General features: G+C 63.7%; 19 protein-coding genes. 1 reads left to right on the top strand and 18 read right to left on the bottom strand.

What is annotated here, in order from left to right; translation table 11 throughout:
* Positions 1–166: 166 nt before the first annotated feature.
* The 4 genes from infB to rimP form a co-directional block, all read right to left on the bottom strand.
* Positions 167–2,785 carry a translation initiation factor IF-2 gene (gene infB, locus B5526_RS18235; protein ID WP_079540202.1) on the bottom strand — a complete coding sequence of 873 codons (2,619 nt, stop codon included), beginning with the start codon at positions 2,783–2,785 and terminating at the stop codon, positions 167–169.
* Between the two features lie 59 nt (positions 2,786–2,844).
* The gene (locus tag B5526_RS18230; RefSeq protein WP_079540200.1) at positions 2,845–3,534 is read right to left on the bottom strand and encodes an RNA-binding protein; all 690 of its coding nucleotides are present in this window, start codon (positions 3,532–3,534) and stop codon (positions 2,845–2,847) included.
* A 75-nt stretch (positions 3,535–3,609) separates the two neighbouring features.
* Positions 3,610–5,223, bottom strand: coding sequence for a transcription termination factor NusA (gene nusA / locus B5526_RS18225; RefSeq protein WP_079540198.1), 1,614 nt, complete (start codon positions 5,221–5,223; stop codon positions 3,610–3,612).
* A 4-nt stretch (positions 5,224–5,227) separates the two neighbouring features.
* On the bottom strand, positions 5,228–5,998 hold the full coding sequence (gene rimP / locus B5526_RS18220) for a ribosome maturation factor RimP (RefSeq protein ID WP_079545092.1): 771 nt from the start codon (positions 5,996–5,998) through the stop codon (positions 5,228–5,230).
* Positions 5,999–6,326: 328 nt separating this feature from the next.
* Here rimP and B5526_RS18215 point away from each other — a divergent pair, with 328 nt between their 5' ends.
* On the top strand, positions 6,327–7,415 hold the full coding sequence (locus B5526_RS18215) for a DUF2336 domain-containing protein (protein WP_079545091.1): 1,089 nt from the start codon (positions 6,327–6,329) through the stop codon (positions 7,413–7,415).
* A 141-nt stretch (positions 7,416–7,556) separates the two neighbouring features.
* Here the strand turns inward: B5526_RS18215 and trmB are convergent, their stop codons facing one another.
* From trmB to trpS, 14 genes are all read right to left on the bottom strand, one after another.
* Positions 7,557–8,297 carry a tRNA (guanosine(46)-N7)-methyltransferase TrmB gene (gene trmB, locus B5526_RS18210; RefSeq protein WP_079540196.1) on the bottom strand — a complete coding sequence of 247 codons (741 nt, stop codon included), beginning with the start codon at positions 8,295–8,297 and terminating at the stop codon, positions 7,557–7,559.
* On the bottom strand, positions 8,294–9,424 hold the full coding sequence (locus tag B5526_RS18205; protein WP_079540194.1) for a M20 family metallopeptidase: 1,131 nt from the start codon (positions 9,422–9,424) through the stop codon (positions 8,294–8,296). The genes trmB and B5526_RS18205 overlap by 4 nt, the downstream gene beginning before the upstream one ends.
* An 81-nt stretch (positions 9,425–9,505) precedes the next feature.
* Positions 9,506–9,922 (bottom strand): helix-turn-helix domain-containing protein, encoded by a 417-nt coding sequence (locus B5526_RS18200; protein WP_079540192.1) that lies wholly within the window; start codon positions 9,920–9,922, stop codon positions 9,506–9,508.
* A gap of 247 nt (positions 9,923–10,169) precedes the next feature.
* The gene (gene lnt, locus B5526_RS18195) at positions 10,170–11,783 is read right to left on the bottom strand and encodes an apolipoprotein N-acyltransferase (RefSeq protein ID WP_079540190.1); all 1,614 of its coding nucleotides are present in this window, start codon (positions 11,781–11,783) and stop codon (positions 10,170–10,172) included.
* Complete coding sequence (locus B5526_RS18190; RefSeq protein ID WP_079540188.1) at positions 11,780–12,901, bottom strand: hemolysin family protein; 1,122 nt, start codon at positions 12,899–12,901, stop codon at positions 11,780–11,782. The genes lnt and B5526_RS18190 overlap by 4 nt, the downstream gene beginning before the upstream one ends.
* Before the next feature lies 1 nt (position 12,902).
* The gene (gene ybeY / locus B5526_RS18185; RefSeq protein WP_079545090.1) at positions 12,903–13,412 is read right to left on the bottom strand and encodes an rRNA maturation RNase YbeY; all 510 of its coding nucleotides are present in this window, start codon (positions 13,410–13,412) and stop codon (positions 12,903–12,905) included.
* A 65-nt stretch (positions 13,413–13,477) separates the two neighbouring features.
* Positions 13,478–14,473 (bottom strand): PhoH family protein, encoded by a 996-nt coding sequence (locus tag B5526_RS18180; RefSeq protein ID WP_433994634.1) that lies wholly within the window; start codon positions 14,471–14,473, stop codon positions 13,478–13,480.
* Between the two features lie 64 nt (positions 14,474–14,537).
* Positions 14,538–15,956: a tRNA (N6-isopentenyl adenosine(37)-C2)-methylthiotransferase MiaB gene (miaB, locus tag B5526_RS18175; RefSeq protein WP_079540183.1), complete on the bottom strand. Its 1,419-nt coding sequence runs from the start codon at positions 15,954–15,956 to the stop codon at positions 14,538–14,540.
* A 169-nt stretch (positions 15,957–16,125) separates the two neighbouring features.
* Positions 16,126–16,575, bottom strand: coding sequence for a Fur family transcriptional regulator (locus tag B5526_RS18170; protein WP_079540181.1), 450 nt, complete (start codon positions 16,573–16,575; stop codon positions 16,126–16,128).
* 46 nt (positions 16,576–16,621) lie between these two features.
* Positions 16,622–17,107 (bottom strand): ribosomal protein S18-alanine N-acetyltransferase, encoded by a 486-nt coding sequence (rimI, locus tag B5526_RS18165; protein ID WP_079540179.1) that lies wholly within the window; start codon positions 17,105–17,107, stop codon positions 16,622–16,624.
* The gene (tsaB, locus tag B5526_RS18160) at positions 17,104–17,802 is read right to left on the bottom strand and encodes a tRNA (adenosine(37)-N6)-threonylcarbamoyltransferase complex dimerization subunit type 1 TsaB (protein ID WP_079540177.1); all 699 of its coding nucleotides are present in this window, start codon (positions 17,800–17,802) and stop codon (positions 17,104–17,106) included. The genes rimI and tsaB overlap by 4 nt, the downstream gene beginning before the upstream one ends.
* A gap of 173 nt (positions 17,803–17,975) precedes the next feature.
* Positions 17,976–18,545 carry a NifU family protein gene (locus B5526_RS18155; RefSeq protein ID WP_079540175.1) on the bottom strand — a complete coding sequence of 190 codons (570 nt, stop codon included), beginning with the start codon at positions 18,543–18,545 and terminating at the stop codon, positions 17,976–17,978.
* Between the two features lie 222 nt (positions 18,546–18,767).
* Positions 18,768–19,262, bottom strand: a complete 495-nt coding sequence (locus tag B5526_RS18150; RefSeq protein ID WP_079545089.1) for a universal stress protein — start codon at positions 19,260–19,262, stop codon at positions 18,768–18,770.
* A gap of 167 nt (positions 19,263–19,429) precedes the next feature.
* Entirely contained in the window at positions 19,430–20,482 is a 1,053-nt protein-coding gene (gene trpS, locus B5526_RS18145; RefSeq protein ID WP_079540173.1) for a tryptophan--tRNA ligase, read from the bottom strand.
* Positions 20,483–20,514 lie beyond the last annotated feature (32 nt).

Here is a 20,514-nt window from a genome sequence, read left to right as displayed (position 1 = left end):
CGTCATCACCCGCCACCGGGTCTCGCCTTTGGCGAGCCCGATGACAGGCTCCATCGGGTGATCCAGTATTCCGTGTCCAAAATTAGCTTCGGTGACTACTGGATGCCCCGCCTTCGCGGGGCATGACGGTTTAGTCTGAAATTGCAGCGCTGTGTAAGACTTGGACTTACAGCGAGCGCTGGATGGTCTCCACGCGATAACACTCGATGACGTCGCCGACCCGCATGTCGCCGTAATTCTCGAACGCCATGCCGCATTCCTGGCCGGACTGCACTTCCTTCACTTCGTCCTTGAACCGCTTCAGCGTCGACAGCTTGCCTTCATGCACGACGACGTTGTCGCGAATCAGCCGGACATTGGCGCCGCGTTCCACGGTGCCGTCGGTGACGCGGCAGCCCGCGACCTTGCCGACCTTGGAAATGTTGAACACTTCCAGGATCTGGGCATTGCCCAGCATGGTCTCACGCAGCGTCGGCGCCAACAGGCCCGACATCGCTTTCTTCACGTCATCGACGAGATCGTAGATGATGTTGTAGTAGCGGATCTCGATGCCGTTGCGTTTTGCGGCGGCGGCCGCTTCCTTGTTGGCGCGAACCGAAAAGCCGATGATGGCGGCATTGAAACCTTCCGCCAGGGTCACGTCGGATTCCGAGATGCCGCCGACGCCGGCGTGCAGGATGCGGGCAGCGACTTCGTCAGTGCCGAGCTTTTCCAGCGAGCCCAGGATCGCTTCCAGCGAGCCCTGCACGTCGGCCTTGACGATCAGCGGGAATTCCTTGCGGCCCGAGGTTTTCAGCTGCGACATCATCTGCTCGAGCGAGCCGCGCATGCCGGAAATCGAAGCAGCCGCGTTCTCGCGCTTCTGATGGGCGCGATAGCTCGTGATCTGGCGGGCGCGGGCTTCGTTCTCGACCACGGCGAGGCGGTCGCCGGCTTCCGGCGGGCCATTGAAGCCGAGCACTTCGACCGGCACCGAGGGGCCTGCCTCCTCGACGGTATCGCCCTGGTCGGAAATCAGCGCGCGGACGCGGCCCATTTCGGCGCCGGCCACTACGATGTCACCGACCCGCAGTGTGCCGCGCTGCACCAAGACGGTCGCGACCGGGCCGCGGCCGCGATCGAGCTTGGCTTCGATCACGGTGCCTTCTGCGGGGCGTTCCGCATTGGTCTTGAGCTCGAGCAGATCGGCCTGCAGCGCGATCATTTCCAGGAGCTTGTCGAGATTGGTATTGTTCTTGGCGGAGACCTCGACATCGACGACGTCGCCGCCGAGCGATTCGACCTGAACCTCGTGCTGCAGCAATTCGGTGCGCACGCGCTCCGGCCGCGCGTCGGGCTTATCGATCTTGTTGATCGCCACGATCATCGGAACCTTCGCGGCCTTGGCGTGATGGATCGCCTCCACGGTCTGCGGCATGACGCCGTCGTCGGCGGCGACCACGAGCACCACGATATCGGTGACCTTGGCGCCGCGCGCCCGCATCGCGGTGAAGGCGGCGTGGCCGGGGGTGTCGATGAAGGTGATCTTCTTGCCGCTTTCCGGCGACGTCACCTGATAGGCGCCGATATGCTGGGTGATGCCGCCGGCTTCGCCCGACACCACATTGGCGTGGCGGAGCGCGTCCAAGAGCGAGGTCTTGCCGTGATCGACATGGCCCATCACGGTGACGACCGGCGACCGCGGCCCGGTATCGGTTGAATCGTCGACGGTGTCGAACAGGCCTTCCTCGACGTCGGCCGCGGCGACGCGCTTGACGGTATGACCGAGTTCCTCGGCGATCAGCTGCGCGGTGTCGGCATCGATCACGTCGGTGATCTTGTGCATCGCGCCCTGCTTCATCAACAGGCGGATGACGTCGACCGCGCGCTCGGACATGCGGTTGGCGAGTTCCTGGATGTTGATGGCTTCGGGGATGACCACTTCGCGGACGAGCTTTTCCTTGGGCTCGTTCGAGGCATGGCCCTTCAGGCGCTGGGTGCGGCGGCGGAACGAGGCGATCGAGCGCTCGCGCACGTCATCGGCATTCAGCGCCGTGACCAGCGTCAGGCGTCCGCGCTGCTTCTGCGGCGCAGGCTTTGCGGTCGTCTTCGGGGCGGCGGCCGGGCGAACGGCGCCGCCGGGGCCGCGGCGGACCTGGCGCGGGCCTTCATCTTCATCGGAAATGTCGGCGGCGATGCCGGGAGCGCGGGTCACGGGCACCGCGGCGGTGGCGGCACGGGCCGCCGGCGCTGTAGTTGTCGCCGTGCGGGCTTCGGCTTCGCCAAAACGCTTCTTGGCCTCAAGCTCGGCCTTGCGCTTGGCTTCTTCGTCCTGGCGGTGACGTTCTTCCTCGGCCTTGCGGCGGGCTTCGGCGGCTTCGCGTTCGGCCTGCTCGATGCCTTCCTTGCTGTTGCGGCGCTTGGCCTCCTCTTCTGCCAGCCGCCGCTCCTCGTCGTCGCGGAGCTTGGCGTCGGCGAGCGCGCTGGCGCGGGCGGAGCGCTCATCCTCGGTCAGCGTGCGCAGCACGACGCCCGAATTGTTGCGCGGCGGAGGGGGCGGGACGGCGGGACGGGCCAGCGGCGCCTTGGCGGGCGCGGCCTTGGCGACCACCGGCTCGGGCGCATGCGTCTCGCTTGCGGGCGCGTCGCCGCCAACGCGGCGCTTGCCGCGTTTCTCGACCACCACCTGTTTGGTTCGGCCGTGGCTGAAGCTCTGCTTCACGGTGCCCGTCTCGACGCGCGGCTTGAGCGTCAAGGTTTTAGCCGGGACACTGAGTTTCTTCTCGCCAGGAGTTTTGTCGACCATTCAGCAGTCCTAATCTTGTTCAAGTCTTGCGAGCAATCTTGTTTAAGCCTGCGCGCAGTTCAAATCGGAGAATTCTCGGCCGCTTTGCCGGCAGTCCCGTCGTCATCCGCCATCCGGTATCGGACCAGGGTCTGGCTGCGCGACAGGAAAGTCTTGCTCGCCGGGCCCGCGAGCAGCGCTGCATGTACCACATTTGACCGGCCCAATGCCAAATCCAATTGTTCGGAGGTCAGCGCCGTGACCACCGGAATTCGGTTCGATTCATCGTTAATCCCGGCATTTTGCCGTGCGGTAGCGTCCAATTTCCGGATTCCGTCGGCCGCGCCGTCCGAGGCGTGGATCAGGGCCTGGGCCTGCCCCTGCGAAAGCGCGTCCTCGACCTTGCCAAAACCTGCGACGACCTGCCCTGCCTTGGCGGCCATGGCAAGCGCGTCGATCACGCTGCGGATCAGCAGCTTTTCGGTATCAGTGGCAAGGGTTGGTGCGGCGCGGACGTCGCGCTTGAACCCCCTGCTAAATTGGTGACGCCTGACCGCTTCCGCAACCGCCTTGCGCGAGGCTGAAACCCACAGCCCCCGGCCGGGAAGTTTCCGCTTCAGATCGGGAACCACTTCGCCTGTGGGTGAGACCACAAACCGGATCAGCTCGTCGATCGGCCGCACTTGCCGCGAGACCGCGCACATCCGCACCGTCGCGGACTTCTCGGTCCGCGGTCCGTTGTCGAGATCGGGGTCAGCGAAAGCAAGCATGCGTGGGACATGGCTCCTATCATCGGCGCATGACGGCTGCGCAAAACCGGTGTGTCGCCTTGCGCAACACCCGCGTCAGACCGGCTGTTCCTCGGAGGCCGGAGCCTCTTCGGTTTTCTTGGCCAAATCGGCCTCGGTGATCCAGCCGGCGATGACACGCGCCTGCATGATCATGGCCTCCGCGTCATCGCGCGAGGTTTCATTGGGATCGAGAATGCCGGGATGCTTGGTCGGCTCGCCGCCTTCCTTACGCTCGGTCCAGCCGACCAGATCGTCGGTGGCGCAACCGGCCAAATCTTCGACCGTCTTGATGTCGTTCTCGCCGAATTTCACCAGCATTTTCGAGGTCACGCCGGGCACCGTCTTCAATGCGTCATCCACACCGAGCTCCTTCCGTTTGTTTTCGAGCTCGCTTTCGAGCTGTTCCAGATATTCGCGGGCCCGGCTTTGCAGCTCGTTGGCGGTTTCCTCGTCAAAACCTTCGATGCCGGCCAGTTCCTTGACGTCGACCAGCGCCAGTTCCTCCACCGAGGTGAAACCTTCCGACGCCAGCAATTGGCCGACCACCTCGTCGACATTGAGCGCTTCCATGAAAACCCGGGTGGAGTTCTCGAAATCGGCCTGGCGGCGCTCGGATTCTTCCTGCTCGGTGAGGATGTCGATGTCCCAGCCGGTCAATTGCGAGGCGAGGCGCACGTTCTGTCCGCGCCGGCCGATCGCCAGCGACAATTGGTTATTGGTGTCGGGCACCACGACCTCGATCCGCTCGCGGTCCTCGTCGATCACGACCTTGGCGACTTCGGCCGGCGCCAGCGCGTTGACGACGAAGGTCGCGATATCGGGCGACCACGGGATGATGTCGATCTTCTCGCCCTGCAATTCATTGACCACCGCCTGCACCCGCGAGCCGCGCATGCCGACGCAGGCGCCGACCGGATCGACCGAAGAATCCCGCGAAATCACGCCGATTTTCGCGCGCGAGCCGGGATCGCGGGCGACCGCCTTGATCTCGACGATGCCGTCATAGATTTCCGGCACTTCCTGCGCGAACAGCTTCGCCATGAATTGCGGATGGGTGCGGGACAGGAAAATCTGGGGCCCGCGGGTTTCGCGCCGGACGTCGAAAATATAGGCGCGGACGCGGTCACCGTTGCGGAACACTTCGCGCGGCAGCATCTCGTCGCGGCGCACGATGGCTTCGCCGCGGCCCAAATCGACAATGACACTGCCATATTCGACGCGCTTGACGATGCCGTTGACGATGTCGCCGATGCGGTCCTTGAATTCCTGATACTGCCGGTCGCGCTCGGCCTCGCGCACCTTCTGCACGATCACCTGTTTGGCGGATTGGGCGGCGATGCGGCCATATTCCAGCGGCGGCAGGGTGTCGGCGATGGTGTCGCCGATCTGCGCCCCCGGATTGGCGCGGCGGGCGTCTTCCAGCGAAATCTGGTTGGCGGAATTTTCCACTTGGTCGACCACCAGCATGTGGCGGGACAGCCGCAACTCGCCTTTCTTGGCGTCGATCTCGGCGTGAACGTCGGTCTCGCTGCCGTAGCGGGCGCGCGCCGCCTTGGCGATGGCGTCTTCCATCGCCGCGATCACGATACCGCGGTCGATCGATTTTTCGCGCGCGACCGCGTCGGCGATCTGCAGCAGTTCGAGTTTATTGGCGCTGACAGCTGCCATGGCTTTAGTCTCCTCTGGTGGGATCGAATTCGCCGCGCCGCAATCGTTCCGCGGCCAGACGATGTTCCTTGGTGTTTTTCGGTACCTTCTTCTTATCCGGCTTTAATTTCGGCTTCGGCTTGTTGCTTTTAGCCGGGTCGCTTTTCCTGGCATGCGGCGGCGGCGGTGGCTCAAGCCCGAGATTCTGGCGCAGTTCCCGCTCGGCTTTCTTGCCGCGCCGCATCGATTCCGCGATCAGCTCGTCGGTCAGAACCAGCCTTGCATCGGCGATATCTTCCATCACCAGCATGACATCGGCATCTTCGCCCGCGGGCGTGTCATCGCGATGCAGCCGTACTTTATCGCCCTCGACGCCGCCAAGCGTGCCGCGGAACCGCTTGCGGCCGGAATGCGCGACCGCCATCTCGATCTTGACGAGATGGCCGGCATAACGCTCGAAATCGGAGCGCCGTACCAGCGGCCGGTCGATCCCGGGCGACGAAATCTCCAACCGGTAGGCGCGGTCGATCGGATCGGCGATATCGAGCACCGGAGATAGCGCCCGCGAGATCGCCTCGCAATCCTCGATCTGCATCGTTCCGTCCGGCCGCTCGGCCATGATCTGGACCGTGCAGCCGGCCTCTCCCGATATCTTGATCCGCACCAGCCGGTAGCCCATGCCCTGCAGCACAGGCGCAGCGACCGCCGACACCCGTGCCGCCGCACCCGGCTCGACGACGAGGCGCGGTTCGGCAAGCAGATCGGCATCCACGGTACCTTCGGTTGGATCGGTCATGTCCAGTGTCAAAGTCGGTCGATCTTGCAAGGGTTGAGGCCGCCGGAAATCCGGTCCGGCTGCGTTCCCGGGGCGGGCCCGCGCCATCCCGGCCGTGGGCCCGTTCAGGTAATAAAAAAGAGCGGGTCCCGGGGGGCCCACTCTCAATACGCGATCGTATGAGAACCATAAGTTGCGGCTGATATAGCGGTTTTCACGCGATCCGGCAAGGCCCGCGAGGCCTGACGACCGTGATTTTACCGGCCTCCCGCGAGCGGTTTCAACCTAACCCTTCCTTCACCAAGCCCACCTAAATTGTGGCAGGAACGCCGAGGGGCCGGTTTTGGGTGTGCTTGAGACAGTTGCGACCGCGCTGATCCCCGGGCTCGATGAGATTGTCAGGCATGGCGATCCCAAGCGCCGCGCCGAGGCGCTACGCCGCATCACCGAATTGTTCGTCGAGGAGGCCGCGAAGCTGCGGTCCGATCACGTCGATCTGTTCGACGGCGTTCTGGGCGGCCTCATTCCGAACACCGAAGTCGCCGCGCGCGTCGATCTCGCCGAACGGCTGTCCCACGTTGCCAATGCGCCGCGCGTGCTGGTCGGCCAACTCGCGCGCGAGAACGACCTCATGATCGCAGGCCCGCTGCTGCGCCGTTCGCCCGCGATCGATGAAGCGGAGCTGATCGAAATCGCGCGCGCCAAGGGGCAAGGCCATCTGCTGGCGATGGCGGAACGGCCAAAGCTCTCGCCCGATCTCACCGACGTCATCGTCCGCCGCGGCGACCGCGAGGTGGTGAGGCGCGCCGCCGGCAATGCCGGGGCGGCTTTCTCGCAAATCGGCTATTCGACGCTGATCAAGCGTGCGAGCAAGGACGGCGTGCTGACGCTCAAGGTCGGCCAGCGCGACGATCTTTCCGAGGCGCAGCTGAGGAATTTGCTGGAAGGAACCATCGACGTCATACGCCGCCGCCTGTTCGAGGTGGTCAAGCCGGAAAGGCAGGCCGATATCAAGCGGGCGATGAGCAAAATCAACGGTGTGCCCGAGGTCGTCGAGAGCCGCCGCGACTTTGTGCCGGCGCAGCGCACGATACTGGCGCTGCACAGGTCAGGCGGGCTGAACGAGGCCGCGCTGCTCGGCTTTGCCAAGGCCCATCAATACGAGGAGGCGGTCGCCGCACTTTCCGCCATGTCCGGCGTAAAGCTTGCAACGCTGGACCGGTTGATTTCGGGCGACCGCCACGATCCGGTGCTGATCCTCGGCAAGACCATCGGCCTCGAATGGGCCACCGTCCGCGCGCTGATCCTGCTTCGGCTCGGGCCGAACCGCGTGCCGGCTCCAGCCGACATTGAAATCCAGCGCGTGAATTTCGCGCGCCTGATGCCCTCGACCGCGGAGCGGGTGGTGAATTTCTGGCAGGCGAGGCAGTCGGCGTGATGCTTAGCCTCCGTCATCTCACCTCGTCATGGCCGGGCTTGTCCCGGCCATCCACGTCTTTCCTGCCAGCGATGCTAAAGACGTGGATGCCCGGCACAAGGCCGGGCATGACGGAAAGATTGCGCGCGGCGAATAGATTTTTCAAACCCGCCGAAACCTCAGATATGCCGCCCGCCGCCCCTCGCGCTCGGCCTTGGCGCCGTAGCGCGTCATCGTGTAATCGGGCCACGGCAGACGCCAATCATCCGCGCGTTCGGCCGTCCAGGTGAAATCGCGCGCGCGCAACAGATGCGCCAAGGTCCAGGCGCAGTAGTCGTCGATATCGCTGACGAAGCGGAATTCGCCACCCCCGTCCAGCGCGCGCGCCATCGCGGCCACCGTTGCGTCCTGCACGAAGCGCCGCTTCCAGTGCCGCCGCTTCGGCCAGGGATCGGGATGGATCAGATCGATCCGTGTGAGCGAATGCGGCGGCAACCAGGCCAGCAACTCGGCGGCATCGCCGGCGAACAGGCGGATATTTCCGATGTTTTGGGCTTCGATCTGCGTCAGGATTTTCGCCATGCCGTTGACGTAAGGCTCGCAGCCGATGAAGCCGGTATCCGGAAACGCGCGCGCTTCCGCGACCAGATGTTCACCGCCACCGAAGCCGATTTCGAGCCTGACGGCATCGACCGGCCGGTCGAACACTTCTGCAAGATCGGGCGGGCTCGGTGTGACGATGTCGAGCGCAAGGCGCGGCAGCAGATGCTCGATCAGGTCAGCCTGATGCGCACGGAGCTTATGGCCCTTGCGGCGGCCGAAGAACGAACCATGCGTACGTGCACTGGCGTCATCGCCTGACGATGGGTCGCGCTCCGCTGGATCGCGGGCAGCCATGCTCATCGCAACGTCTGATACAGCCGATGCAGCAGCCGCGCCCGCGGCTCGACCGAAGAAACATACATCTGTTCGTAATGGGTGTGCGCGCCCTTGCCGTCGACGCCGAGGCCGTCCAGCGTTGCGGTATGAGGTGCGGTAAAATTGCCGTCGGAGCCGCCGCCAGTCGTGGTATCGACCAATTCAAAACCGATTTCGGCGGCAAGCGTTTTGGCATGTTCGTAAAGTGCGGCGCCGGCATTGCCCTTCTCGTAAGGCGGCCGGTTCAATTCGCCTGTCACCGAGACGCTGACGCCTTCGGTCTTCGATTTCAGATTGAGGATTTTCGGAACCAGCGCCTCGGCATCCGCGATCGAGGGGACGCGCATGTCGACTTCGGCATAGGCCTCCTCCGCAATGACGTTGGGCCGCGTGCCGCCCCTGACGACGCCGACATTGACGGTCACGCCGCGCTTCACATCGTTCATGGCTTCCAGCGTCTGAATGATATTGGCGAGTTCGCGGATCGCGCTGCGGCCATCTTCGGGCCGCGAGCCGGCATGCGCCGGGACGCCTTTGACAAAAACCTCGAAGCGCGCGACGCCCTTGCGCCCGGTGACGATCTTTCCGCCGTCGCGCGCGGGCTCGGTGACCAGCACATATCTTGCTTTGCGTCCCTCGGCCTCGATCAGCGCGCGCGACGTCGGGCTGCCGATTTCTTCGTCCGAGACGTAGAGCTGGGTGATACCGAGCGGCGAACGCTCCGCGCTCGCGCAAATCTGCGCAAACGCGTGATAAGCAAGATAGGCGCCGCCCTTCATGTCATAGATGCCGGGACCGAAGGCGCTGTCGCCCTCTATTCGAAACGGCAGGCGCTGGATGAATCCGATCGGGTGCACGGTATCGAGATGGCTGAGCACCAGGATTCCCGGAGCCTCCTGGCCCCATGTCGAGCGCGCCACGAGATGGTCGCCGCAGCCGTTTTTTCCGGCGACGCGCTCGATCGTGGCCGGCAAATCGCGATAGCCTTCCGCGACCATGCTTGCGAGCTTGTTGACCTGTTCTGGCGCCTCCGTCGGCGTTTCGATTTCGACCCAGCGGCGGATGCCGTCGAGGATGGTTTTGGCATCGAAGGGATTGGCTGGGGTCAACATTGTGCTTTGCCTTTATGGACGTTGTCATTCCGGGATGCGCCATCTTCGGCGCTCGCGCTGGCGCGCCTCCGAATGACGATCTTAGCGCTTGTCGGGGGCTTCGCGCGCGGCGATTTGTTCGACCAGTTCGACAATGCTGCGGCGGAGTTTTGCGTCGGTGATGCGCGTGAACGCGCGCGTGAGCGCCAAGCCTTCGGAAGTGGCGAGAAAATCGGAAACGTAAGCCGGCGAGGTCCCTTCGGCAAACCCTTCGGCGCCCGCGGTGCCGCTCGGTCCTCCCTCGAACAGGAACGATACCGGCACCTGGAGTATTTCGGAGATCTGCTGAATGCGGCTGGCGCCGACCCGGTTGGTGCCCTTTTCATATTTCTGAACCTGCTGGAAGGTCAGCCCCAGGGCTTCGCCGAGCTTCTCCTGGCTCATGCCCAGCATGATGCGGCGCATGCGCACCCGACTGCCGACATATTTGTCAACAGGGTTCGGCGCTTTGGTCGACATCTGCAACACTCCTTGGGAATACGCCGTGAGGGACGAGGCAACGGGAAATGAGGCAACGCGGAATTATGCCTCAGGCGTCAATACCGTCAAATCATGCTCAGAGGATTGGTGAAGAATGCAGAAGGTCCGAGCAATGAACTGACTGGTTAATAGAATGCGAATGGCAGCGCAGGTCTGTCAACTGTGGATTTTCAACAGTCGAAATTTCAGCCGACAGCCGAGAAAAACAAACCTGAAGATTAAGGCGTCAGGAAGTTCGCTTCGCCGAGCGCCGACGAATTACGAAAACCAACGCGGCGGCGACGACGATAGCGGTGGGTATGTCGCCGCTCTTCGCGTAAATCGTCGGCGCGATCGCCGAGGGCAGGCTGGAATTGAGCACGCCTTCGATGCCGAGCCCGAGCCGTGCGACGATGCGCCCCAGCGGATCGATCACCGCGGAAATGCCCGTGTTTGCTGCACGGACCACGGGCAGTCCTTCTTCGATGCCGCGCAGCCGCGCCTGCTGCAGATGCTGATACGGGCCGGTCGAGATTCCAAACCAGCCGTCATTGGTCAGATTGACGATCCAGCCGGGACGATCGTCGCGCGCCGCAACGTCGCCGGGAAATACCGCTTCATAACAGATCAAAGGTAGCGCGCGCGGCGCATTCGGTATCGTAAGCGTCCGGCGTCGCGTGCCTGCGATGAATCCGCCTTGCACCTTGGTGAGCTGCACGAAGCCGAGCTTTTCCATCAAGTCCTGAAACGGCAGATATTCGCCGAACGGCACCAGATGCAACTTGTCGTACACCGAGAGCACGCTGCCATCATGGTCGATCACGTAGATCGAATTATAGGCGCGGGTGATCCTGGTACCGGGCGGCACGTCGGGCGCACGCACTGAGCCGGTGATCAGGACGGTGCCCTTGGGCAGCAATTCCGCGATCTGCGCCATCGCATCGGCTTCGCGGGTCAGGAAAAACGGAAACGCCGATTCCGGCCATATCAAGATGCTGGCGTCGCGCACGCCGGTGGATTGCGGGCCGGAGGCGCGGTCCGACAGCGTCAGATATTTCTGCATCACCGCCGCCTTGGCGGAATAATTGAAGCGGTCGTCCTGCTGCAGATTGGGCTGCATGATCCGCAGCTTTACATTGGCGACCGTCGTGGTCGGGTTCAGGCTCAGGCGAACGGCGCCAAAAATTCCCATGATGACGAGCAGCGCCAGTGCCATGACGGGTGAGATCCACGGCCGTCGCCCGCGCGAACTGCCATCGATCAACACCGCCGGGCTTGCGAAGATCGCGACGCTCAAAAATGTCAGGCCCCACAGGCCGATCAGCGACGCCGTCTGCGCCAGCGCCAAGGGTTCGGTCAGCGCGTAGCCGAACGCGTTCCACGGAAAGCCCGTGAGCACATGGCCGCGCAGCCACTCGCCGATCGTCAGGCTCGCGGCGAGCGCGATGACCCGCGAAGCGTCCCGGGTCCAGATCAGGCGTGCCAGCCCAAAACCGAAAGCGGTGAACAGCGCGAGATAAGCGGGCAGGCCGAGCACCGCGAATGGCATCAGCCAGGCAAAGGTGGAGGCATCGACCAGGAACGCGTAGCCGATCCAGTATAATCCGGGCACAAAATAGCCGAGCCCGAACCACCAGCCGGCCATCGCCGCCGCCAGCACGCCGCGCCAGCGCCCGGCCCCGGCGCCGTCGATCAGCCAGACCAGCACGGGAAAGGTCAGAAACAATATTGGCCAGGCATTGAAGGGCGCCATCGCCAGCGACGACAACGCCCCCGCGAGAAGCGCGATACCGGCGCGTTTCCATCCCCACGCCAGGATGATCGAAAGGCCGATGGCGCGAAGTTTGTTGGTGTTTTTCACTGCGAGCCGGCTCCGTCGCCGGGCGGCGGGCTGGTATTGTCGTTGGCCTGGGGCGGCGTGCCGGTATCTGATGAGGCTTCGCGGCGGCGGCTTTCGCGCTGTGTCCGCGGCGCCGGGCGTTCCTTGCGGGTGGCGATGCGCAGGCGCTTGACGCGTCTTGGATCGGCATCGAGCACTTCGATTTCGAAATTGCCGGGGCCCGATATGACTTCGCCGCGCACCGGCAGGCGGCCGACATGGGTGACGAGATAGCCGCCCAGCGTTTCGACCTCTTCGCCGGCTTCGCCGGTGACGAATTCCTCGCCGATCACCGAGCGCACATCGTCGAGACTGGCGCGGGCGTCGGCGATGAAGGAATTGTCCGGCTGCCGTACGATCGCCGGCGGCTCGTCGCTGTCATGTTCGTCGTCGATCTCGCCGACGATCTGCTCGACGATGTCCTCGATCGACACCAGGCCGTCGGTGCCGCCATATTCGTCCACCACCAGCGCCAAGTGAATCCGCGAGGCCTGCATCTGCGCCAACAGGTCGATCGCCCGCATCGACGGCGGCACGAACAACAGTTTTCGGATGATGTTGGCCTCCGACAGCGGCAGCGCGAGATCGACCGCGCGCAGATCGAGCCCGGCAGGCAACGCCTTCTTGCGCTTGGCCTTAGCCGTATCCAGTACGCGCGCCCGCGCGGTCATGAACGCCAGGAGGTCGCGGATGTGGACGATGCCCTCGGGATCGTCGAGGGTTTCGTTGTAGACCACGAGCCGCGAATGCGCCGCGCTCTCGAATAGTCCCATCAATTCGCCCAAGGGAATGTCGCGCTTGACCGCGACGATATCGGCGCGATGCACCATGACGTCGGCGATGCGCCGTTCGTGCAAGGAGAGGATGTTGCGCAGCATGGTGCGCTCGATCGCCGAAAATCCCACCTCGTCCGGCGTGGAGGCATCGAGCACGACCTGCAGATCGTCGCGGACCGATCCCGGCTTCCATCCGAACAGGGTGCGAATCGCCCGCGTCAGCCAGTTCTCGGCGACCGGGCGCATCACCTCGCCCTGCGGCACAACGGCCGGCAGGTTGCGCGTGTTGCGCGGATTATCGTGGGTCGGTTCGGAGTCCGCCATTTCAGTCTGTCCGCTCCCGATCCGCGTAGGGATCGGGAATGCCGAGCTGCGCCAGGATCTCCGCTTCGAGCGTTTCCATGGTCTCGGCGTCGTCGTCGTTTTCGTGGTCGTAACCGATCAGATGCAGGAAGCCATGAACCGCCAGATGGCTGAGATGATGATCGAACGGCTTCTGCTCGTCATCGGCCTCCTGGCGCGTGATCTGATAGGCGATCGCGATGTCGCCGAGCATCCGCGGCGCGTCATCGGGACCGCCGGCGCCGGTCGGCTGCAGCGCCGGGAACGACAATACGTTGGTCGGCTTGTCGATGCCGCGCCAGTTGCTGTTGAGCGTGCGGATGCCGGCATCGTCGGTCAGCATGACAGCGAGTTCCGCCTCGCCGATTTCGGCATCGGCGATCTCGGCCGCTGTGGCGACCGCACGCTGGATGATCGCTTCGGCGTCGGGCTCGGCCTGCCAGCAGTCGGCGACCACGAGAACCTCGGTTATGGGAAGGGCAAAGGGCGCCATCGGTCCGGAATTTCTGTTGCGGCCGGAGCTCGCCTCCGGCGCGCTCGCGGCGGCAGATTGATGCATCAGGTCTTGCTGGTTGCCGGCCGCTGCGGCAATCCTTCGTAAGCGGCGACGATCCGCGCCACCAGCTCATGGCGGATCACGTCCTCGGCCGTGAATTTCACTTGCGCGATGCCTTCGACGCCGTCGAGCAGTTTTGCCGCTTCCGCAAGCCCCGAGGTCTGGCCGTTCGGCAGGTCGACCTGGGAGGGATCGCCGGTGATGATCATGCGGCTGTTCTCGCCGAGCCTTGTCAGGAACATCTTCATCTGCATCGACGTGGTATTCTGTGCTTCGTCCAGAATGATGGCGGCATTGGTCAGCGTACGGCCGCGCATGAAGGCGAGCGGCGCGATCTCGATTTCGCCGGTTTGCAGCGCACGCTCGACGATTCGCGAATCCATCAGATCGTACAACGCGTCATAGATCGGCCGCAGGTAGGGATCGACTTTTTCGCGGAGATCACCGGGCAAGAAGCCGAGCCGCTCGCCGGCCTCGACTGCGGGGCGCGACAGGATGATGCGATCGACTTCCTTGCGCTCGAACAATTGCGCGGCGTGCGCGACCGCGAGCCAGGTCTTGCCGGTGCCGGCGGGACCGATGCCGAACACCATCTCGTGGCGTTTTAGTGCGCGGATGTAGGAGTCCTGGGCCGCGGTTCGCGCCCGCACCGGACGCTTGCGCAGATTGATGCTCTCGAACGACGATTTTGCGCTTTTGGCGTCGAATTCGAACAGCGAGCCTTGCGCGATCACGGCGCGGATCGCGCCTTCGACCTCGCCCTGCGACAGATCATGGCCCTGGATGGCTTGGGCATACAGCGTCTCCAGCACCCGCCGCGCGGCATCGCAGCCGTCGCGCGATCCCGCGATCGAGATGTGGTTGCCGCGGGAATCGACCACGACGCCGAGCCGGCGTTCGATCAGCGCCAGGTTCTGCCCGTAAGGCCCGACCAGCGCCGAGGCCGCGCGGTTGTCATCGAAGTCGATGACGACTTGCGTCTCTGGCGGGATTTGCATGTCGCGGTCAAGTTTGCGGCTGGGAGCGAGCGAAGGCGAATCCGATGCGCTTTTTGGCAAGGGTTCAGGCTCCCGTGATCATGGAAGGAGTTGTCACGTGTGAAACGGCAGCTTGCGGGCGCGGCGCGTGGGCAGGGACCGCGATTTCGCCGAGCAGGCTATAGCGCTCGAGGCTTTCGATCTTGACCGGCAATACCTGGCCGATGATATCGGCGGAAGCCATCACATGCGCGGGCTGCAGATAAGCGGTGCGGCCGACGATCTGGCCGGGATTGCGGGCCGGACGCTCGAACAGTACATCGACGGTAGAGCCAATCGCAGCCGCATTGAAGGCCGATTGCTGGCTGTCGATCAATTCCTGAAGCCGCACCAATCGCTCGTCCATCTCTTCAGCTGACACCATCTCCCGCATGTCCGCCGCCGGTGTCCCGGGCCGCGGCGAATATTTGAACGAATAGGCACCAGCGTATCCGATTTGTGTGACCAGCGCGAGGGTGGCCGAAAAATCTTCCTCGCTCTCGCCGGGGAAGCCGACGATAAAATCCGATGAAAATGCAATATCTTGCCGTGCCGCACGAAACCGGTCGATGACGCGGCGGTAATCGCTGGCGGTATGCCTGCGGTTCATGGCAGCAAGGACCCGGTCGGAGCCCGATTGCACCGGCAGGTGCACGAACGGCATCAGCGCCGGCAAATCGCGATGGGCCTCGATCAGCGTATCCTCGACGTCACGCGGATGGCTGGTGGAATAGCGCAAGCGGACAACGCCGGGAATTTCGGCGAGGTGATAAAGCAGCGCGCCGAGCGACCAGGCCCGTCCATCCGGTCCCTCGCCGTGATAGGCGTTGACGTTCTGCCCGATCAGCGTGATTTCGCGCACGCCATTGTCAGCGAGCCTTGTCACATCGTCGACGATTTTTGTCACGGGACGCGACACTTCGGCGCCGCGCGTATACGGCACCACGCAGAACGTACAAAATTTGTCGCAGCCTTCCTGCACCGTGACAAAGGACGAGATGCCGCGCGCGCGGATGGTCTCGGGCTTCGGCGGCGGCAGAAAGCCAAACTTGTCTTCGGCCGGAAATTCGGTCTCCAGCGCGCGGCCATGATGCTGCGCCTGCGCCAGCAATTGCGGCAGATGGTGATAGCTCTGCGGACCGACCACGACATCGACCACCGGCGCGCGGCGGATGATCTCGCTGCCTTCGGCCTGTGCGACGCAGCCGGCGACCGCGATATTCATCGTTCGGCCGTGGCGCGCGGCTTCGTCCTTCACCGCGCGCAGGCGACCGAGCTCGGAGTAGACTTTCTCCGAGGCCTTTTCGCGGATGTGACAGGTGTTGAGGATTACGAGATCCGCATCGTCGACGCTTGCGGTCTCCACGAATCCTTCGCCCGCCAGCGCGTCCACCATGCGTTGCGCATCGTAGACGTTCATCTGACAACCATATGATTTGATATGCAGCTTGCGCGGCAACTTCATGGAACCCGGGTGCTGTGCGTGAGACGGCCTGTGCGGCACGGGGCTGAAATATAGCCTAAACGGGCGAAAATCCAGTCTTTACCGTCATTCCGGGGCGCGCGCAGCGCGAACCCGGAATCTCGAGATTCCGGGTCTGGTCCTTCGGACCATCCCGGAATGACGATGATTATCACGATTTATCGTCGTCCAGCGGGATACAATACAATTCCAGCCGGTGATCGACCAGTTTGTAGCCGAGCTTGCGGGCGATCTCGGCCTGCAGCTTCTCGATCTCTTCCGAGGTGAATTCAATCACCTTGCCGTCGCGCAGATTGATCAGGTGATCGTGGTGGCTGTCGCGCATCTGTTCATAGCGGGCGCGGCCCTCGCGAAAGTCGTGACGCTCGATGATGCCGGCGTCCTCGAACAGCTTTACGGTACGATACACCGTCGAGATCGAGATCTTGTCGTCGACCGCGACGCAGCGGCGATACAATTCCTCGACGTCGGGATGGTCGGCGGCCTCCGCCAGCACGCGCGCGATGACACGGCGCTGTTCGGTCATGCGCATGCCGGTCGCGGCACAGCGGGCTTCGATGCCGGTGGCTTTCAGCGCGGGCGTGGATTTCAAAGCGGTCATGGGTTTGGCCTGCAATAACGAGCCCTGTTGTGCCACCGTGCGGGCGTTACGACAAGTCGCGGCGCATCAGAAGCGCGTTCAATTGTTCCCCGTTCGCCTCCCGGTAATAGCGTTCCCGGCGTCCGACGACACCAAATCCGGCCCACTGATAAAGCCGCCGCGCCGGCTGATTATTTTCCTCGACCTCGAGGAACACGGTTCGCACGCCGCGGCCGGCGAGATGACCGAGATGCGTCAATAGCAGGTCGCGGGACAGCCCGCGTCCGCGATGGCTTAAGGCAACCGCGATCGACAGGATTTCGGCCTCGTCGACCGCCATGCGCGACACCGCAAAGCCGATGGTCTTGCTGCCCATCCTCAAGCGGTGCACCAGCGTGTTGCGCTCGCTCAGCATGCTCTCGAATTCACCCTCGCCCCAGCCGCGGTGAAATGATGCGCCATGAAGCTTCGCGAGTGCCGGCGCGTCGCGCAAGGTCGCGGGTTCGATTACCGCCGTGCCGCCGCCCCATAGCTCGGACAGCCACGCCATCATGACGGTGGCGGCTGCGACGTTTTCAGCAGCGCCTCCTTTGGCGGTTTGGCATCGGGGGCGCGCAGATAAAACGGCCGGGCCGGCGCGGTGTTAGGACTGACCGCGGCGCCGAGCCACGCCACCCAGGCGATATCCGGCGCGGCTTGCGCATCGATCTTGAACGGCGGGGCCGCCTGCGCCGGCCAGCGGTCGGCCAGAATTTTGGCCGCATTGCCGACCAGATGCGGCGCGCCAAAGCGCGACGCGCCGAGCGCCTCTTCGACCGGCGCGACCTTGGGGCGGATCAGCGAACTGCCATTGCCGCTCACCACCTGAAAGTAGACCTGGTCATGCCGCGCATCGATGGCGGCGATCACCGGCTGCTCGCCGCTCTCGCTGACGACGGGCGCCGCATAGGCCGTCAGCGTGGTCACCCCGACCACCGGCTTGTTGGCGGCCAGCGCCAGGCCGCGCGCGGCGGAAAGTCCGACCCGAAGGCCTGTAAAACTACCGGGGCCGGTGGTCACCGCGATGCGGTCGAGCGCAGCGAACGTGATGCCGCCCTCTTTGATGACGCGTGCGATCAGCGGCATCAGGGCTTCGGCGTGGCCGCGCTTCATGATCTGCGATTCCTGCGCGATCAGCTTGCCGGCGTCGGTGTCGAGGATGCCCGCGGCGCAGGCGTCCAAAGCGGTATCGATGGCGAGGATCAGCATGGCATGATGGTATCACTGTTTAAGCCGTCATGGCCGGGCATAGCCGTCCGAAGGACGGCGTCGCTTCCGCTCGCCTATGTCCCGGCCATCCACGCCTTTACCATAGGCTGAAAACGTGGATGCCCGGGACAAGCCCGGGCATGACGCGGATAAACGGTGCTCTCAGTGTAAAATTACACCGGCCGGACTTCGACCACGTCCGGCACAAAATGCCTGAGCAGGTTCTGGATGCCGTGCTGCAGGGTCGCGGTGGATGACGGGCAGCCGGCGCAGGAGCCCTTCATATTGAGATAGACGATGCCGTCCTTGAAGCCGCGGAAGGTGATGTCGCCGCCGTCATTGGCGACTGCCGGGCGCACCCTGGTTTCGATCAGGTCCTTGATCGTCGCGACCGTCTCGGCGTCATCGTCGCTGAAGAACTCGTCCTCTTCGTCGGCGGCCTCGTCGCTCGAAACACTGCCGTCGGCCAACAGCGGCGCGCCGGACATGTAGTGCTCCATGATGGCGCCGAGGATGGCGGGCTTCAGGTGCTGCCAGTCGCTGTCGTCTTTTGTCACGGTGACAAAATCGGAGCCGTAAAACACGCTGGTGACGCCGGGCACGCCGAACAGTCTTTCGGCGAGCGGCGAGCGCGCGGCGGCCTCGCGGTTGGCAAATTCCATGGTGCCGCTGTCGAGCACCGCGCGGCCAGGGATGAACTTCAGGGTGGCGGGGTTAGGGGTAGCTTCGGTCTGAATAAACATGGCTTTCTCCGGCGTCGCCGGTTCAAGGCCGGCGCGTGGGTTGTCCCTTAGCAGATGGCGATGGCGGATGCACGATCAAGGGGCAGGATGGCCCCCATGCTGGTCGTCCCCGCGGACGCGGGGACCCATAACCACAGGCCTTTATTGTTGCAGAAGCCGTCTCCCAGCGTGCCAAAAGACACGCCGCGGCGTATGGGTCCCGGCTCAAGGCCGGGACGACAGCTAGGACAATGCGTCGATCTCCTCGTCGCTCAAATCGCCTGAAATGATGGTGACGGGGATCGGGAACGAGCCGACCGTGTTGGCCATCATGGCGATGATCGGGCCGGGGCCTTCCGGTCCCGGATTGGCGGCGAGCACCAGGAGCGCGATGTCGACGTCCTGGTCGATGACGTCGAGGATCTGCTCGGTCGGGTCGCCCTCGCGGATCACCCGCTCGGGCGTGATCGCGGCGATGCCATTAGCGCGGCCGGCGGCGCGGTCGAGCGCGGCGTTGGCGTCCTCATGGGCCTCGGCGCGCATGATGTCGGCGACCCCCAGCCATTGCTGGTTCTGGTCCTCGATCTCGATGATGCGCAGCATCACCACGCCGCCGCCGACGCGAATCGCCCAGCGGCTGGCATAATAGACGGCGCGGTCCCATTCCGCGGTGTCGTCAACGATGACCAGACATTTTGGCTTGTGACCCGTCTCGTAGCTTCGTCGCCTGGTGGTCATGCACGTCCCGATGCTGCGCCAAACCGACGCATGCTGCCACGGCGCAGCCATCCTCGACAAGCCGACGTGAGCGCCTGTCCCTCAAAAGAGAATGCGCGCAAGGCGCAGAGTGCGCTGCGTCAAATTATGGCGAAGCCAAGAAAACCTGGTTCAAACCCGGCTCAAGCCTAGCTCTTGCGGACGAAACCGACGATGTCCTTGGTCGCCTTCATGGTCTCGGCGGCGATGGCGCGCGCCCGGTCGGCGCCGTCGACCAGGATGGCGTCGATATGCCCGGGGTCTGCGACCAATCGCTTCATCTCGGAGGCAATCGGCGACAGTTTTGCGATGCAAAGCTCGACCAGCGAGTTCTTGAAGTTGGAAAACTGCCCGCCGCCGAATTCGCGCAGCACGTCAGCCTTGCTGCGCCCCGACAGCGCCGCGAAAATGCCGACCAGATTGTCGGCTTCGGGACGCGTCTCGAGCCCCTTTTCCTCCGACGGCAACGGCTCCGGATCGGTCTTCGCCTTGCGGATCTTCTGCGCGATGGTGTCGGCGTCGTCGGTGAGGTTGATGCGGGAATTGTCCGACGCATCCGATTTCGACATTTTCTTGGTGCCGTCGCGCAATGACATCACCCGCGTCGCAGGTCCCGTGATCAAAGGCTCCGGCAGCGGAAAGAACATGCCGTCGTCATGGCCGTGGCTGCGGATCGAGTCGCCGAAATCATTGTTGAATTTCTGCGCGATGTCGCGCGACAGTTCGAGGTGCTGCTTCTGGTCCTCTCCGACCGGCACATGGGTGGCACGATAGAGCAGGATGTCGGCCGCCATCAGCACGGGATAATCGTAGAGGCCCACGGACGCATTCTCGCGATCCTTGCCGGCCTTCTCCTTGAACTGCGTCATCCGGTTGAGCCAGCCGACCCGCGCCACGCAATTGAAGATCCAGGTGAGTTCCGCGTGTTCGTGCACCTGGCTCTGGTTGAACACGATGTGCTTCTTGGGATCGATGCCGCTCGCGATGAAGGCCGCGGTCACCTCGCGGGTGTTGTGCGCGAGTCCGGCGGGTCCCCCCCATACTTCCACGGGCTGCGTCAGCGCATGCATGTCGACCACGCAATAGAGACAATTGTGGGTCTCCTGCAGCTTCACGAAGTTGATGATCGCGCCGAGGTAATTGCCGAGATGCAAATTGCCCGTCGGCTGGATGCCCGAAAAAACCCGTTCAACGAATGCCATGGTCAGCTTTCCTTCTTCGCGCCGTCAAATGC

The organism is Bradyrhizobium lablabi, assembly GCF_900141755.1.
Lineage (GTDB): Bacteria > Pseudomonadota > Alphaproteobacteria > Rhizobiales > Xanthobacteraceae > Bradyrhizobium > Bradyrhizobium lablabi_A.
The sequence above is the reverse complement of the archived record's forward strand: the minus strand, read 5'-3'. Positions and strand labels throughout refer to the sequence as shown.

Bases quoted from the DNA above. Each gene is read 5' to 3' on its own strand.
- tsaB (WP_079540177.1), bottom strand. From the start codon at position 17,802: ATGCTGATCCTCGCCATCGATACCGCTTTGGACGCCTGCGCCGCGGGC.
- nusA (WP_079540198.1), bottom strand. From the start codon at position 5,223: ATGGCAGCTGTCAGCGCCAATAAACTCGAACTGCTGCAGATCGCCGAC.
- B5526_RS18200 (WP_079540192.1), bottom strand. From the start codon at position 9,922: ATGTCGACCAAAGCGCCGAACCCTGTTGACAAATATGTCGGCAGTCGG.
- B5526_RS18230 (WP_079540200.1), bottom strand. From the start codon at position 3,534: ATGCTTGCTTTCGCTGACCCCGATCTCGACAACGGACCGCGGACCGAG.
- infB (WP_079540202.1), bottom strand. From the start codon at position 2,785: ATGGTCGACAAAACTCCTGGCGAGAAGAAACTCAGTGTCCCGGCTAAA.
- rimI (WP_079540179.1), bottom strand. From the start codon at position 17,107: ATGATGGCGTGGCTGTCCGAGCTATGGGGCGGCGGCACGGCGGTAATC.
- B5526_RS18170 (WP_079540181.1), bottom strand. From the start codon at position 16,575: ATGACCGCTTTGAAATCCACGCCCGCGCTGAAAGCCACCGGCATCGAA.
- B5526_RS18205 (WP_079540194.1), bottom strand. From the start codon at position 9,424: ATGTTGACCCCAGCCAATCCCTTCGATGCCAAAACCATCCTCGACGGC.
- B5526_RS18150 (WP_079545089.1), bottom strand. From the start codon at position 19,262: ATGACCACCAGGCGACGAAGCTACGAGACGGGTCACAAGCCAAAATGT.
- B5526_RS18180 (WP_433994634.1), bottom strand. From the start codon at position 14,473: ATGCAAATCCCGCCAGAGACGCAAGTCGTCATCGACTTCGATGACAAC.
- ybeY (WP_079545090.1), bottom strand. From the start codon at position 13,412: ATGGCGCCCTTTGCCCTTCCCATAACCGAGGTTCTCGTGGTCGCCGAC.
- rimP (WP_079545092.1), bottom strand. From the start codon at position 5,998: ATGACCGATCCAACCGAAGGTACCGTGGATGCCGATCTGCTTGCCGAA.
- miaB (WP_079540183.1), bottom strand. From the start codon at position 15,956: ATGAAGTTGCCGCGCAAGCTGCATATCAAATCATATGGTTGTCAGATG.
- trpS (WP_079540173.1), bottom strand. From the start codon at position 20,482: ATGGCATTCGTTGAACGGGTTTTTTCGGGCATCCAGCCGACGGGCAAT.
- trmB (WP_079540196.1), bottom strand. From the start codon at position 8,297: ATGAGCATGGCTGCCCGCGATCCAGCGGAGCGCGACCCATCGTCAGGC.
- B5526_RS18190 (WP_079540188.1), bottom strand. From the start codon at position 12,901: ATGGCGGACTCCGAACCGACCCACGATAATCCGCGCAACACGCGCAAC.
- B5526_RS18155 (WP_079540175.1), bottom strand. From the start codon at position 18,545: ATGTTTATTCAGACCGAAGCTACCCCTAACCCCGCCACCCTGAAGTTC.